Consider the following 14992-nt stretch of genomic DNA (forward strand, 5'->3'; position numbering starts at 1 on the left):
TTGACCTCGTCTGAAGACAAGCCGAAGAAAAGCCGCCAGCTCAAACTCGACTTCCCGGAATCCGGACTGACGCTTGAGACGCTTTCGGTTACGCCGAGTAATCGCACCGCTATTGCCACACTGAAGCGATGGCCGGATTGGCGAATGCCGGCACTGGCACTCGTCGGAGGTCGAAAGTCGGGTCTGACGACCGCCGCCAGTGCCTGGGCCGCTTATGCGGGCGGCGAATTGCTGAGCGCCAAGGCGTTTGACAAGCTGTCTCACAAAAAGCTGGAAAAGTTGGCCGCCGGACCTATCGCGATCGATTTGGGGCAGGGCGTGTCGAACGAGGACAACCTTCTCTCGGCCATCAACCTTTCCTCGCGAGCCGGCGGCTCTCTGCTGATCACCGGCAATGCGTCTCCGGCGCAATGGCGTGTGAAACTGCCCGACCTCGCCTCACGGCTCAAATCAATGACACTGGTCGAGTTGGCGCCGCCAGACGACGAGATGGTCTCTATCCGCCTCAGGCGCGCAATGAAGCAGCGATTCCTCAAATTACCGGAGGGCGTAGAGACCTATTTGCTGATCCGCATTGAACGTAGCTATCTTGCCATAGAAACTTTCGTTGAAAATCTTCATGAGATGATAGATGGGCGTGAGGTAACCATACCCCTTGCCCGCGACGTCCTCGATGAAATGGATGGAACGCGGCCACTGTTTGAGGATGAGGAAGACTGATGGCGGACGCGGCTGAAACGGATCAGGACAGTTCAGCGACGACAATGAAAGGTCCGCAGCGCTTCCTGAATCGTGAGCTCTCCTGGCTGCGCTTCAATGAGCGCGTTCTCGAGGAAGCCCATAACATTTCGCACCCGCTTCTGGAGCGGCTTCGATTTCTGTCGATCTCAGCAAATAATCTCGATGAATTTTTCATGGTCCGCTACGCTGGCCTGCGGGAGCAGTTTCGCGCAGGGGTCACCAAGACCAGCCAGGAGGGCATGACGCCTGGACAGCAGGTCGAGGCGATTGAAAAACAGTCGGCCGCACTGATGGAGTCGCAGCAAGCCTGCTGGAAAGAGCTTCGCGATCTGCTCGCATCAGAGAAAATCCACGTCGAACCCGCTTCTGAACTGTCCAAGGCGGATCTCAAATGGCTGAAGACCCATTTCGAGGACAATGTCTTTCCGATCCTGACGCCTCAGGCGGTGGACCCGGCACACCCATTTCCATTCATTCCGAATCTGGGCTTCGCCGTCGCCTTCCAGCTAATCCCGGAGCACGCGGGTGCGGAGGCGATGGTTGGCTTGGTGCCCATGCCCGCTTTCTCGCCGCGCTTCATACGTCTGCCAGACAAGGCCAAACAAGGCATTCGCTTTGTCCGTCTTGAGAGTGTGATCGCTGAGTTCATGGACATGCTGTTTCCTGGCTATAGTTCCAGTGGCCATTGCGTGTTCCGCATCGTTCGAGACAGCGACATCGAGATCGAGGAAGAGGCCGAGGATCTCATTCATGAGTTTGAAATCCTGCTGAAGCAACGCCGGCGCGGCCGCATTGTCCGCATTCACATCGACGCCGACGCGCCCGATCAGCTGCTTGAGTTTATCACGCGGGAAATTGGCGCCGAACCACGCGACATCATGGTCCTCCATGGCCTGCTCGGCATGAAAAGCCTGTCAGAGCTCATCATTGAGGATCGCGCTGACCTGCAGTTCAAACCTTACGAGCCACGCTACCCCGAGCGCATTCGCGAGATGGGTGGTGACTGCTTCGCAGCGATCCGAGCGAAGGACTTCATTGTCCATCACCCCTATGAGTCCTTTGATGTGGTTGTGCAGTTCGTTCGACAGGCTGCGCTCGATCCTGATGTCATCGCGATCAAGCAGACCTTGTATCGCACGACGCTGAATTCTCCGATTGTTGCCGCCCTTATGGAAGCGGCCGAGATGGGCAAGAACGTGACAGCCCTGGTCGAGATCAAGGCGCGGTTCGATGAGGAAACCAACCTCCGTCTCGCCCGTGACCTGGAGCGGGCAGGGGTGCAGGTCGTTTATGGTTTCATTGACTACAAGACCCATGCAAAGGTCTCGCTGGTAGTCCGCAGGGAAGGCCAGAAACTCCAGACCTACACCCATTTCGGGACAGGAAATTATCACCCTGTCACTGCCCGCATCTACACCGACCTGTCTTTGTTCACCGCCGATGCGGCGCTCGGACGCGATGCCAACCGCCTGTTCAACTACATAACGGCCTACCGTGAGCCGCCCGAAAATGCACCGGATTTCGAGAAAATCTCGATGTCACCGCGCACGCTGGAGCAGACGCTGATCAAGCTCATCGACAAGGAGGCCGCCAATGCCAGGGCAGGCAAGCCGAGCGGCATCTGGGCCAAGATGAACTCGCTGGTCGACGGCGATGTCATCGATGCGCTTTACAGGGCGAGTCAGGCGGGTGTGCCGATCATTCTCATCGTTCGCGGCATTTGCTGCCTGCGGCCTCAGGTGCCGGGTCTGTCTGACACCATCAACGTCAAAAGCCTGATCGGGCGGTTCCTCGAACACTCGCGAATTGTCTGCTTTGCCAATGGCGAAAGTCTGCCCTCGGCAAAAGCAAAGGTCTTCATCTCCTCCGCAGACTGGATGCAGCGAAACCTGAAGCGGCGCGTTGAAGCTCTCGTGCCTATCGAGAACCCGACCGTGCACCGCCAGGTGCTCAACCAGATCATGATCGCTAATCTCAATGATGATGAGCAGAGCTGGGAAATGGATGGCGACGGTAGCTTTTTCCGTCTTCGTCCACCAGAGCGGGGCGACGGGTTCAGTGCCCACCGCTACTTCATGGAAAACCCCAGCCTGTCTGGCCGCGGAAATGCGCTCGTTGTGAGTATTCCACCGCGCCTCGCGCCGAAGAAACGCGGCAAGAAACAGAATGCTTAGATCGCTCACGCCAGAAAAATCTGCGGTCGTCGATATCGGTTCGAACTCGGTGCGTCTCGTCATCTATGAGGTAACGGGGTCTGCAGCGCTGCCCTATTTCAATGAGAAGGTGCTCGCCGGATTGGGGCGGGGCTTGCCGGAGACCGGACATCTCTCTCCTGAGGGCGTCACCGAAGCCATTGCTGCGCTTCGCCGCTTCCGCGCCATCCTGACGGGCCTGAACGTCACCGAAGTCATCGCTGTTGCCACGGCCGCTGTACGTGAGGCGTCAGACGGGCCCGAATTTGCCCGCCGGGCGGCGACGGAGCTCGGTGCGAAACTGAGAATTCTGTCGGGCGCCGACGAAGGAAGACTATCGTCGCTCGGTGTCCGCGTCGGCTTCGATCTGCCAGACGGCATCGTCGGCGATCTTGGCGGGTCCAGTCTGGAATTCCAACGCATCACACCCTCGGGGCAGGACGGACAGGGCGAAACGCACCCGCTTGGTCCATTCTCTCTTTCCATGGCGCCCGATACGAAGATCAGCGAGCATCGCAAGGCGATCCGCAAGGTCCTCAAACACTCCGACATCCTGAAGTCTGGTGCGCGCCGTCTCTATGCGGTTGGTGGCTCATGGCGTGCGCTCGCGAGCGTTCATATCGACATGACCGCCTATCCACTCGGCATCCTGCACGGCTACCGAATGAATGGATCGGCGATCCGGCTGCTCACGCGCGAGATCCTGTCGATCCAGCGTGACAAGGAAGTGGCCAGCCGCGTCTCTTCCATTGTGGGCCGGCGCTTCGATACCATCATACATGCCGCCCTTGTGCTCGACGAAGTCTTCGATGTTGGCGAATTCAAGGAAGTCGTCATTTCGGCCAACGGTTTGCGCGACGGCGTGCTGTTCGATCAGCGAGGTCAGGTGCTGTTCGAATCGCTCGGTAGCCCCGCCGGTGACCCGCTGCTCGATGGCACAGCAGCCTTCCTGCGCCTCGACAAGTCACAATACGAGTTTGGCCTGGCGCTGTACGATTTTGTGCGGTCGGTCCTGCCGAAATCCGTCGCCAAGCAACGTATCTTCAAGGCCGCTTGCCTCATGGCCGATTGCGGCGGTCGTTTCCACCCCGATCACCGGGCAGACATGGCGTATTACCTCATCCTCCGCTCACCTATACGCAGCATGTCACATGAGGACCGGGTCCTGCTCGCCCACGCTACCGGCGCGCGCTACACGCACAAATTCCAGCGCCCGAAAGCCTTTACCCGACTGGGCCGTGATTCCGATGACCATCTTGCTCGCGTGATGGGCGCTGCGATGCGTCTCGGGGCCGTTTATTCCGGTCGTACGGCAACGCTGCTGAAACAGGTCAGCCTGCGCACAACCAAATCCAAACTTGTCCTGGAAGTTGAGCCCGGCTGCGAGGACATGGTGTCGGCAACGGTTCGCAAGCGCCTCAACCAGCTTGGCTCGATCATGGACCTGAACCCTGAAGTGGCCGTCGCCGAAACAGTGAATGTCTAGTGTTTTGGCTCGAACAGCCGGACCTGACCATCCTGGAATGAGAGCGCCAGCTCACCCGTAAGCAAGGCCCGTGCTTTCGTACCGAAAACCTCGTTTCGCCAGCCCGTCAGCGCAGGAATGTCGTCAGACGTCTCTCCGCGGGCGATACGCTCGATATCGGCGGCATTGGCAATCAGGCGCGGCACAACGCTTATATCGTCGCTGACGGCCTTCAGGAGGACTTTCAGCATTTCCGGAGCACCGGGCGGCGTTTGGGGATTGTGCTGACGCTTCGGCAGTTTCGGCGCGTAGTATTCCGGGTCTGCCACAGCCGCTTCCACCGTTTCCAGCAGGCCTTCAGCATTGCGCGAACGAATGAAGCCGTTCGGGACAGCGCGCAGTCGGTCGAACTGTTCGGCAGTTCTGGGTTTCTGATCAGCGATTTCCTGAATTGCTTCGTCTTTAAGGATACGCCGGCGAGGACGATCCAGCGACTGCGCTTGGCGTTCACGCCATTCGGCGACCGCAACAAAGACAGCCAGATAGTCTTTATGGGTCTTCCGGAACTTCAGCCGCTGCCAGGCATCCTTGGGATCGGTGTTGTAGAGATCGGCATCGGAAAGTGCGGCCATCTCCTCCTTGATCCAGTCGAGACGGCCAAGTTTTTCCAGCTCATCGTGCATCATGATGTAGGCATCGCGCAGATGGGTCACATCGCCGAGCGCGTAAGTGAGCTGCTTGTCTGACAAGGGGCGACGTTTCCAGTCGGTGAACTGGCTCGACTTATCGATCTGCCGACGCAGCGTTCTCTGAACCAGATTGTCGTACGAAATCGAATCGCCAAGGCCGAGTGCCATCGCAGCGATCTGTGTGTCGAACACCGGAGCAGGGGGCGACCCGATGAGCTTGTTGAAAATTTCCATGTCCTGACGGGCAGCATGAAAGACTTTCACGCGAGATGTGTCTGCCATCAGATCGAGAAATGGCTGCAGGTCGAGTCCCTTGGCTTTCGGGTCGATAAGGCCTTCCACGCCGGGCGCTGACGCCTGCACCAGGCAAAGCTCTGGCCAAAAGGTCGTTTCGCGATGGAATTCTGTATCCACGCAGATAAATTCGCTTTTCGACAGGGAATCGCAGAACTTTTGCAGCTCTCCCTGTTCAGTAATGGGCGTCAGTGTCTTGTCAGTCATGGCGCGCACGCGTATCGCATCCGCAGAACAAAGGCGAGAGGCTTGCTGGTCAAAAGCTTGTCTCTCATGAGAAAATTCTCGGAGCGATAGAATGCACGCATACCGCTCGCATACATGCGGCGAACTTACGAAGTCTCACGTTGGTGAGACTGTGAAGCTATCTGGATGGCTGCACCGCCGCCGCGACCATGGTGGTGTCATCTTCATTGACCTGCGCGATCATTACGGCCTGACCCAATGCGTCTTCAATCCGGGCTCACCGGGTTTTGAGACGGTCGAGCGCCTGCGCGCCGAGAGTGTGTTGACGGTGAACGGGAAGGTAGTTGCCCGCGATGAGTCGCTGGTGAACCCGAATCTTGAAACGGGTGAAATCGAAGTCGTGGCTGGTGAAGTGACTGTGCAGTCCGCGGCCGCCGAGCTGCCCCTGCCAGTCTTCGGCGAACCCGAATATCCAGAGGAGGTCCGTCTCAAATACCGCTTCCTCGATCTTCGCCGTGAGACGCTGCACAATCACATCATGACGCGGACCAAAGTCATCGCGTCGATGCGCAAGCGCATGCAGGACAAGAATTTCACCGAGTTCCAGACGCCGATCCTGACAGCCTCGTCGCCGGAAGGCGCACGGGATTTCCTCGTGCCATCGCGTCTGCACCCTGGTGAGTTCTACGCGCTGCCGCAGGCTCCGCAGCAGTACAAGCAGCTGCTGATGGTGTCGGGCTTCGACAAGTATTTCCAGATCGCGCCGTGCTTCCGGGATGAAGACCCGCGCGCTGACCGTTTCTACGGCGAGTTTTACCAGCTCGACCTCGAAATGAGTTTCGTCACGCAGGACGATCTCTTCGACACGATGGAGCCGGTCTTCCGCGGCCTCTTCGAGGAGTTTGGTGAGGGCAAGCCTGTCACGCAGGAGTTTCGCCGCATCCCGTATGACGAGTCGATGCGCAAATATGGCTCCGACAAGCCGGACCTTCGCATCCCGATCGAGATGGAGGCCGTTACCGAGCACTTCGCGGGCTCGGGCTTCAAGGTCTTCGCAGGGATGATCGAACGGGACCCCAAAGTCGAGGTCTGGGCCATCCCGGCCAAGACGGGCGGCAGCCGAGCCTTCTGCGACCGGATGAACTCGTGGGCGCAGGGCGAAGGCCAGCCTGGCCTCGGCTATATCTTCTGGCGCGAAGAAGAAGGCGCGGTCGCTGGCGCCGGTCCGATCGCCAAGAATATCGGAGCCGAACGCACCGAAGCCATCCGCACTCAGCTCGGCCTGGAAGCTGGCGATGCCTGCTTCTTCGCAGCCGGTGATCCAAAAGCGTTTGCAACTTTCGCCGGCGCCGCCCGCGCACGGGTCGGTGAAGAGCTCGATCTCATTGACCGCGACCGGTTCGAACTCGCCTGGATCGTCGACTTCCCATTCTATGAGTGGGACGAAGAAGAGAAGCGCATCGATTTCTCTCACAACCCGTTTTCGATGCCTCAAGGCGGCCTCGATGCCTTCAACTCGATGGATCCGCTGGATCTCAAGGCCTGGCAGTACGACCTTGTCTGTAACGGCTACGAGATCGTGTCCGGCGGCATCCGGAACCATGTGCCGGAACTGATGGTCAAAGCCTTCGAAAAAGTCGGACTGTCCAAACAGGACGTCGAGGACCGTTTCGGTGGTCTCTACCGCGCCTTCCAGTATGGCGCACCTCCGCACGGGGGTATGGCGGCGGGTATCGACCGTATCGTGATGATCCTGTGCGGCGCGAAAAACCTTCGCGACATCGCACTCTTCCCGATGAACCAGCAGGCGGTCGACCTCCTCATGGGCGCCCCGGCGCCTGCGGAAGACGTACAGCTTAAAGAGCTGAATCTGAGGCTCGCACCGCAGGTCAAAAAGGATTGAGGCACAAAAAAGGGCGCCGTTCGCGGCGCCCTTGCTCAATCGGTGAACTCGAATTCGCTAATCAAATTTGAGCGCAAATGTCCCTTCCAATGGAGGGCAGGGCGCCAGCTCGATACCGTCTGGCAAATGCGTGCCGGCTGCGAGGCAGCTATTTTCGAAGTTGGCCGTCTCGAGGCCAATCGCCCCTTCGAAGTTCACCTCATTGAGGCGCATGTTCGATAGATTGGCACCGGTCAGGTCGGCTCCATCGAACGTCGCACCGGTAAGAACGGCGTTGTAGAACACCGCATTGCTGAGCTTCGCATTCGTGAACCGCGCATTGGCGAGATTTGCGCCCGAAAAGTCGACGCGTTGAGCCAGTGAATCAGAAAAGTCCGTCCGGCGCGCCGTCGCGCCTGTCAGAATGGCGCCGCGTAGCTTGGTTTGCGTCATGACCGCGCGGGAGAGGTCCGCATTGCGCAGGCTCGCCTTGTCAAAGCGCGAAGTTTCCAGATGCGCATCGACGAATTTCGCATCATCAAGCGTCGCCTGACGAAAATCAGTGTTCAGAGCAATGGCGTTTGTGAAGACAACTCCGGTCGCACGCGTCCCTCTCAACAAGGAATCAGATAAGTCTGCATCCGGATAGTTTGCGCGCGAGATGTCCCACCCTGACATGTTTCGACCGCGCAGATCACAAGCTTGGCAGGATCCACCATATGACGGCGACCAGGCAACATGGTGGCTGGTTTCCTGCGCGTCCGCAAAGTTGTTTTGTGCCATTGCCAAGGCTGCGATTGCCGCGATGGAAAGATTTAGGGCCGTGCTTCTCATGGCTTTAATTTATTGGTCCTCGACCGCTCAATTAACTTAATTCGCTGACAGGCTCTGAAAGAAGTGGCAGGTGTTGCATGCGGGTCGCACCATCACAGATGGCGGATCAGGCGCATGGCCGTACCTTTAGCCCCTTTGGAAGCATGGTCGAATTGTCCCCACACGCTCGATCCAACTGGTGCTGGGTAAGTCCCCGAGCGATGGAAAGATCAGCGCCAGAAATGTTAACGTCTGTCAAGTTTGCGCCCGCGAAATTTGAGGTCCCAACATACGCGCCAACCATGTTTGCGCGGGTCAGATCAGCGCCTGAAAAGTCGGATCGATTGAACCGAACGCCGAACATATTCGCGATTGTGAGGTTCGCGCCCGACAGGTTCCAGTCATCGAACGTTGAGAGCTGCATATCAGATTGGCGGAGCCTCGACCCTGAAACATCAACATTTTTTGCGTCCAGATAGGCGAGGTTCGCCTGGAACAGATTACAGCCCACACAGGACTGGCCGGCCTGGACCTTGGCAATCTCGCTGGCATCCTGGGCGAAAGCGCCCGCGGATATGAGCAGTCCGGCCGTTGCGATAACAATTTGTTTCAACATGGAACACCTGATGGAGGGGACTTAGGGTTTCCCACTACTTGTCGCAATCGCCTTGCCAGTTGCTCGCACGCGAAAAATGAGGGCTCATTCTGGCCGGAAATCAGCCCTTTCGGCTAATTGAAAATGCTCTCCGGACTCGTTTCCTGCCCGCACGTTTCGCAGTGCAAGGCTTCTTCTTCCGGGAGAGTCGTCAGCGTGAAACTCGCGCAATGGGGGCACGGCTGAGCGAGGTATTCGGGGTCATAATCATCTGGATCGTCCAAATTCGCCTGGCTGGCGGCCTCGCCGCGCTCGGCTCTCTTCTTGTCCAGAATGACGATATTGTCTGGCAATTGTCCGCGCGAAAAGCCCCGTGAAATGAATTGAACGGCCTCATCGGGCAAAGGTTGAGGGGCCTCGCGTGTGCCGTCCTTCAGGCCGCGACCCAGACCGTCGTGACTGACATCAGCGCCAATCTCAGCCAGGTCCTCCCGCGCCAGATAGGAGATCGCAAGTTCGCGGAAAATATAGTCCAGGATCGACGTGGCCTTCGTGATGCGGTCATTGCCGGTCACGTCGCCAGCAGGCTCAAACCGCGTGAAGACGAATGCATCGACATATTCGTCCAGCGGGACGCCGTATTGCAAACCGAGCGACACAGCGATGGCGAAATTGTTCATCAGAGACCGGAACGCCGCGCCTTCCTTGTGCATGTCGAGAAAGATCTCGCCCAGAGAGCCATCATCGAATTCGCCCGTATGCAGGTATACCTTGTGCCCACCCACGGTGGCTTTCTGGATGTATCCCTTGCGCCGGTCGGGAAGACGCGTGCGCTGGACGGGGCCTGAAGCGCTGCCCATGCCGGCTTCCGAAACGTCCGCTGGCATGGCGTCTCGCTCATATTCGGCGGCGAGGTCTTCAGCGAGGGCCAGAATTGCGGACATACGCTCTTCGGTTTCCGCATCGACCTGTTCAGGCTCAGCGCCGAGAAACACTGACAGGCCCGCGCTCAGCGCCTGTGAAATCTCGGCGTCCGGCCAGTCAGAGCCGTCAACACAATGGATTGACGTCAAATGCTTGCGCGCCAGGCGCGCCGTCTCAAGAACGAAGCCGGTCGCGTCATCCACGGTGAGGCCTGCCTCTTCGAAGACCCGGTGCACCGATTTCTCGACGGCGCCGTTCGACGCGTCTTCTGCTGCCGTGATTGCGCTGTCGGAAAAGCCGATCGCCTTGAGAAGCGCGACGCCATCAGTATCAAATGCTTCCGGCGCAAGCTTCAGGTCTTTGGTCAGCACATCATCGCCAAGGACCCAGCGAGAGAAGGCCGCGCTGAACGGCAGTCCTTCGGCGATCGCGTTGCGCAAGCGAGCAATCGCTTCATCAGAAAAACCGCGAAGGCGAAGCGATTCTGTATTGATCTCGGGCAGGTGGTCGAGATTGCACCCATCATCAATGGCGGCCTGGACGGCCTCTCGGGTTTTTGTGCCTCGCGCCTCGACGGCCAGCGCCGCGGCTGGCGACAGGCGAATAATGCCGTCCTCGTCCGTGTGTGTCAGCGCAACAGCGCCGCTTAGTCCGTCGCTGGCCGGCGCAAATGCCAGATCCGCATCGGCCCGAAGGGGAGCGATACCAATCGACAGCCCTTTGATTGGACCCAGCTTCGAGATGGCTGACAAACCAAGGCGTGATGCATCGGCCTTGGTGAGCGTGGATCCGGACGTGAGGGTACCGAGGAAGGAAAGGATGGCGGCTGCCCGTTTGGCCGTATCGGCCTCGCCATGCGCCTCGAGCGCGAGCGCTGCGGCGCGCACGCCGTGCACGAGCACACACATGTCATTCGGCGATCCGGCTGAAAGGTGCGCCACTTCAAGCGTGTCCGTCAGGAGACGCGCTTCAAGTCCGTTTTCCGAAATGAAGGTGGACACATCGATCGCGACGGCAGGCGTGGTTGCAGGTACAGCCTGCGGATCGCCGACCCAGACGCTGATGGCTTTCTTCCGGAAGGTCGCAAGCGCGTCGCTCATCGTCTCGAAGGCGTCAGTGGCCAGTCCGACGGGGGCCTGAACATAGGGTGCCATCGCCTGTTCGCGCAGCTGGCGTTCAAGTCCCTCGAAACCCTGCTCGTGCTGCAATCCGGCCTCGACCAGCGGCTGAGGCAATCCGGCGAGCATGGCCTCCGCAATCTGCGCGTTGCGGGGACGTGAGCCCAATTGCTCGACGAGGTCCGCCATGCCGAGGGTCGTGCGTTTGGACAGCTCGACCGCCTCGCGCTGGCGCAGGGCAACGTCCAGCGCTTCAGCCTCAAGGCCCTCAGGCGCCATGGAAGGCAGAGAGACCAGATCGGAAAGCCGGCAAATCGGGCTGATACGTCCGTCGGCGAGCGCCGCCTGTAGCAAACCTGTTTTTCCGACTGATTGGCTCATTGCATACTCCCGAGGGTCACTATACCGATTGCGATGCGACGACACGCCGAATGGTGTTCTGCGGTCTTGACGGTAGGGTTCAGATATTGTGTGGCCATGCATAACTGGATTCGCGACATGGCTTGCCCCATATTCCAGCATGATTGAAAGATTCGAGGTCTTCAGAAATGTTCAAGCTCTTCACTTGGTGGAATGGCGTAACGCCCGGCGGCTGGTTCGATATCAAGCGTCGCAGCGTGCATGTCGGTACCGATGACTATGGCAATAAATATTATGAGGACCGCAAGAAATCTGTGGAAGGCCGCCATCGCCGCTACGTAATTTATGACGGCCTCGCTGAACCGTCCAAGGTGCCTGCCGAATGGCATGGCTGGCTTCATCATACGCTTGAAGAGCCGCCGACAGAAATGCCGCTCAACCGGCGCGCCTGGGAAACGGATCACAAACCAAACATGACGGGCACACTCTTCGCCTATCATCCGAAAGGTGCGATCAGCGAAGGCGGTGACCGCCGCAAAGCCGACGCAGACTATGAGGCCTGGACGCCAGATGCGTGAATCGATTCTTGAAACCCTGATCGGTGCAGCCGTCCTGGTTGTGGCCGGCGTTTTCCTCTGGTTTGCCCTGGCGCGCGGCGGCGAGGCTGCATCTGCGCCATCCGGCAGCGTTGAGCTTGGTGCCAGGTTCAACAGTGTGAGCGGTGTCAGTGCCGGCACGGATGTCCGTATGGCTGGCGTAAAGGTCGGCACCGTCCGCAAGATCGGCCTGGATGTCGACCGCGCAGAAGCCCTCGTGACCATGGCCATCTCCAAGGACCTCGTCCCGTTGGAAGACGGCACTTCCGCTCGCATTCAGGCCGAAGGCCTGCTGGGCGGCAACTACATCAATCTGGAACCGGCCGCCGGGTTTGGAATGATTGAACCCTGCCCGGAAGGCAAGGAACTCTTTGGTGACAGCGGATGCGGCGAAATCCTCTACACTCAAGGCAGTGTTGATTTGCTGACCCTGTTTGCATCCTTCGCGAGCGGCTCTGGTGACGATTCCGATAGTGCTGATAGCAGCAGTGCGTCCTCTAATGATGAAGAGGCCCCATCGCTGAGCGCGTTCGGTGAAGACGAGGCAGCTGATGATACTGCCTCTGAAGACACGGCCTCTGAAGCCCCAGCCCCTGACAATGAAGCAGCTGAAGACACAGAATCTCCCGATTCATCGAGTGAAGTCGATGAAACTGATCCAGAGATGGATGATTCAGGAGACCAATAAGTGCGCCTCACACCATTCCTCGCTGCTGCGCTGATTGCGGGTGCAGTTGCGCCGCCGTCCAGCGCGGTCAGCTATAATGAAGAGCAAACGGCCACCCTTCGGGCGCTCGACAAGATTACCGGTCGTTCCACCGATTTTGAAATCAAGGTCGATGAGCCGGTTATCTATGGCTCTCTCAAGATCAACCTTGAGGTCTGTTATCAGACGCCGCCGGAGGAGCCACCGGAATCGGCAGCCTTCTTACATATCGAGACGGCAAGTGCGACACGCATGCAGTCGATGACCGAGCCGCGCCCGGCCAGCGATGTCGAGCAAGATGCATCGACTTCGAAAAAAGACGCGGATGCGCCAGAGACGTTGTTCTCAGGCTGGATGTTCGCTTCGACACCGGGCCTCAGCGCACTTGAGCACCCGGTTTACGATGTCTGGGTAATCAGATGCACAGACCGCGAACCGGTCAGCCCGTCGACCCCGGAAGCGCCCGAAGAGTAGAAATCAGCGTCCTTCGACAGCGCGTCTTTCAACTGTTGCAGGAACGCCTCTTTCGGGATTTCCATCAATCCGAACTGTTCCAGATGCGGGTTGTGGAATTGCGCGTCGAGCAGTTCAAACCCACCCTCAATCAGTCTGGCCACCAGGTGGACCAGCGCAATCTTTGATGCATCCGTCGCGCGCGAGAACATGCTCTCCCCGAAGAAAGCAGCGCCGATCTTCACGCCGTACAGGCCACCAACCAGCTCGCCCTCATCATTCCAGCATTCGATCGAGTGGGCATGACCCTCGCGGTGCAGGGCGCCATAAATGTTCTGGATTTGCGTGTTGATCCATGTCGTGGGCCGGTCCGGCTGTTCTTCGGCGCAGGCATCGATGACCCGGTTGAACGCCGTATCGACCGTCACTTTGTAAGGCATCTGACGCACTGTGCGCTTCAGCCGCCGAGGGATGTGAAACCCCTTTAGCGGCAGAACGCCGCGTTCAGCGGGCGAGATGAGAAACAGCGTCTCATCCTCGCGCGAATCAGCCATGGGAAAGACGCCCCGGCGGTAGAAGTCGAGGACAAATTCCGTATCGATACGTTCAGACATGTTGGTCCGGACAATTACTCTTTGGCGAGGAATTTCTCCAGCCAGTGGATGTTGTAATTGCCATCGACGACGTCCTTTGCCTCAACAAGGCGCTGATGAAGCGGCAGGGTGGTGTTCACGCCACCAACCACCATTTCGTCCAGGGCGCGGCGAAGACGCATGATGCACTCATTGCGCGTTCGGCCATGCACGATCAGCTTGCCGATCATGGAGTCGTAGTTCGGCGGTATGCGGTACCCGGCATAGGCGGCACTGTCGACGCGCACGTCGGGGCCACCCGGCGCATGGAATTCGGTGATCAGACCCGGTGAGGGGACAAATGTTTCGGGATGCTCGGCATTGATCCGGCATTCGATCGCATGGCCGACCAGCATCACGTCTTCCTGGCTGAAAGACAGCTTCTTTCCGTCAGCTATGCGGATTTGTTCACGCACAAGATCAATGCCCGTAATCATCTCGGTGACCGGGTGTTCGACCTGCAGACGGGTGTTCATCTCGATGAAGTAGAAGTTTCCGTCTTCATAGAGGAATTCCATAGTCCCGGCGCCGAGATAGCCAATCTTGCCAACCGCCTTGGCGACAATCATGCCAATCTCTTCGCGCTGCGCCTGGTTGAGGGCAGGGGACGGCGCTTCTTCGAAAACCTTCTGATGGCGACGTTGCAGCGAGCAGTCGCGCTCCCACAAATGGGCGACATTGCCATGGCTGTCAGCAATCACCTGAATTTCAATATGGCGCGGCTTGCCAAGGTATTTTTCGAGGTAAACAGCATCGTCGCCGAAAGCGGCCTTTGCTTCGGTTTTTGCGGTACGGACTGCGTTTTCCAGATCCTTTTCGGTCTGGGCGACCTTCATGCCGCGACCACCGCCACCCGCTGCCGCCTTTACCAGAACGGGATAGCCGATCTTCTTGGCGACCTTCTTGGCTTCGCTGACGCTCGACACACCGCCGTCTGAGCCCGGCACGCACGGCACGCCAGCGTCGATCATGGCCTGCTTGGCGGCGATCTTGTCGCCCATCGTCCGGATGTGCTCGGGCTTGGGACCGATAAAGATGAGACCGTGTGCTTCGACCATCTCGGCAAACTGCGCGTTTTCAGAGAGGAAGCCGTATCCCGGGTGGATTGCGTCGGCATTGGTGATTTCAGCCGCCGCCAGAATCCGGGACTTCTTGAGATATGATTCGCTGGACGGTGCCGGTCCGATACACACACTCTCATCGGCAAGCCGCACAGCCATTGCGTCGCGGTCGGCTTCGGAATGCACCACGACGGTCGATAGGCCCATTTCCTTGCACGCACGGTGGATGCGCAGGGCGATCTCGCCGCGATTGGCGATCAGAACTTTCTCGATCATGGCGTCGTC

General features: G+C 58.6%; 13 protein-coding genes. 7 read left to right on the forward strand and 6 right to left on the reverse strand.

All coding sequences use genetic code 11. The annotated features are described in order from the left end of the window. From WNY37_RS10085 to WNY37_RS10095, 3 genes are read left to right on the forward strand one after another with little or no spacing between them, the layout of a single operon-like run. The gene (locus WNY37_RS10085; protein ID WP_342973264.1) at nucleotides 1-720 is read left to right on the forward strand and encodes a hypothetical protein; all 720 of its coding nucleotides are present in this window, start codon (nucleotides 1-3) and stop codon (nucleotides 718-720) included. Continuing rightward, entirely contained in the window at nucleotides 720-2915 is a 2196-nt protein-coding gene (locus WNY37_RS10090; RefSeq protein ID WP_342973265.1) for an RNA degradosome polyphosphate kinase, read from the forward strand. Before WNY37_RS10085 ends, WNY37_RS10090 begins: the two co-directional genes overlap by 1 nt. After that, nucleotides 2908-4419, forward strand: a complete 1512-nt coding sequence (locus WNY37_RS10095; RefSeq protein ID WP_342973266.1) for a Ppx/GppA phosphatase family protein — start codon at nucleotides 2908-2910, stop codon at nucleotides 4417-4419. Before WNY37_RS10090 ends, WNY37_RS10095 begins: the two co-directional genes overlap by 8 nt. On the opposite strand, the gene rnd is transcribed toward WNY37_RS10095, so the two are convergent. Next, nucleotides 4416-5588 (reverse strand): ribonuclease D, encoded by a 1173-nt coding sequence (gene rnd / locus WNY37_RS10100; protein ID WP_342973267.1) that lies wholly within the window; start codon nucleotides 5586-5588, stop codon nucleotides 4416-4418. The two genes, WNY37_RS10095 and rnd, sit on opposite strands and share 4 nt — an antisense overlap. Before the next feature lie 91 nt (nucleotides 5589-5679). Here rnd and aspS point away from each other — a divergent pair, with 91 nt between their 5' ends. Beyond that, a complete protein-coding gene (gene aspS / locus WNY37_RS10105; protein WP_342973268.1) occupies nucleotides 5680-7470 on the forward strand; it encodes an aspartate--tRNA ligase in 1791 nt (596 codons plus the stop codon). Between the two features lie 57 nt (nucleotides 7471-7527). Here aspS and WNY37_RS10110 read toward each other — a convergent pair whose 3' ends face one another. The 3 genes from WNY37_RS10110 to WNY37_RS10120 form a co-directional block, all read right to left on the reverse strand. After that, complete coding sequence (locus tag WNY37_RS10110) at nucleotides 7528-8232, reverse strand: pentapeptide repeat-containing protein (RefSeq protein WP_342973269.1); 705 nt, start codon at nucleotides 8230-8232, stop codon at nucleotides 7528-7530. A gap of 157 nt (nucleotides 8233-8389) precedes the next feature. Further along, nucleotides 8390-8878: a pentapeptide repeat-containing protein gene (locus WNY37_RS10115; RefSeq protein ID WP_342973270.1), complete on the reverse strand. Its 489-nt coding sequence runs from the start codon at nucleotides 8876-8878 to the stop codon at nucleotides 8390-8392. Between the two features lie 113 nt (nucleotides 8879-8991). Then, complete coding sequence (locus WNY37_RS10120) at nucleotides 8992-11280, reverse strand: hypothetical protein (RefSeq protein WP_342973271.1); 2289 nt, start codon at nucleotides 11278-11280, stop codon at nucleotides 8992-8994. 167 nt (nucleotides 11281-11447) lie between these two features. Here WNY37_RS10120 and WNY37_RS10125 point away from each other — a divergent pair, with 167 nt between their 5' ends. The 3 genes from WNY37_RS10125 to WNY37_RS10135 are packed head-to-tail and all read left to right on the forward strand — an operon-like array spanning nucleotide 11448 to nucleotide 13035. Beyond that, the gene (locus WNY37_RS10125; protein WP_342973272.1) at nucleotides 11448-11837 is read left to right on the forward strand and encodes an NADH:ubiquinone oxidoreductase subunit NDUFA12; all 390 of its coding nucleotides are present in this window, start codon (nucleotides 11448-11450) and stop codon (nucleotides 11835-11837) included. After that, on the forward strand, nucleotides 11830-12543 hold the full coding sequence (locus tag WNY37_RS10130) for an MlaD family protein (RefSeq protein ID WP_342973273.1): 714 nt from the start codon (nucleotides 11830-11832) through the stop codon (nucleotides 12541-12543). Before WNY37_RS10125 ends, WNY37_RS10130 begins: the two co-directional genes overlap by 8 nt. After that, nucleotides 12544-13035, forward strand: a complete 492-nt coding sequence (locus tag WNY37_RS10135; protein WP_342973274.1) for a DUF2155 domain-containing protein — start codon at nucleotides 12544-12546, stop codon at nucleotides 13033-13035. Here WNY37_RS10135 and aat read toward each other — a convergent pair. Together aat and accC are read right to left on the reverse strand one after the other, a co-directional pair. Continuing rightward, nucleotides 12960-13628 carry a leucyl/phenylalanyl-tRNA--protein transferase gene (gene aat, locus WNY37_RS10140; RefSeq protein WP_342973275.1) on the reverse strand — a complete coding sequence of 223 codons (669 nt, stop codon included), beginning with the start codon at nucleotides 13626-13628 and terminating at the stop codon, nucleotides 12960-12962. The genes WNY37_RS10135 and aat overlap by 76 nt on opposite strands. 14 nt (nucleotides 13629-13642) lie before the next feature. Next, complete coding sequence (accC, locus tag WNY37_RS10145) at nucleotides 13643-14983, reverse strand: acetyl-CoA carboxylase biotin carboxylase subunit (protein WP_342973276.1); 1341 nt, start codon at nucleotides 14981-14983, stop codon at nucleotides 13643-13645. Between the last annotated feature and the right edge of the window lie 9 nt (nucleotides 14984-14992).

This window comes from Henriciella sp. AS95 (assembly GCF_038900055.1).
Classification (GTDB): domain Bacteria; phylum Pseudomonadota; class Alphaproteobacteria; order Caulobacterales; family Hyphomonadaceae; genus Henriciella.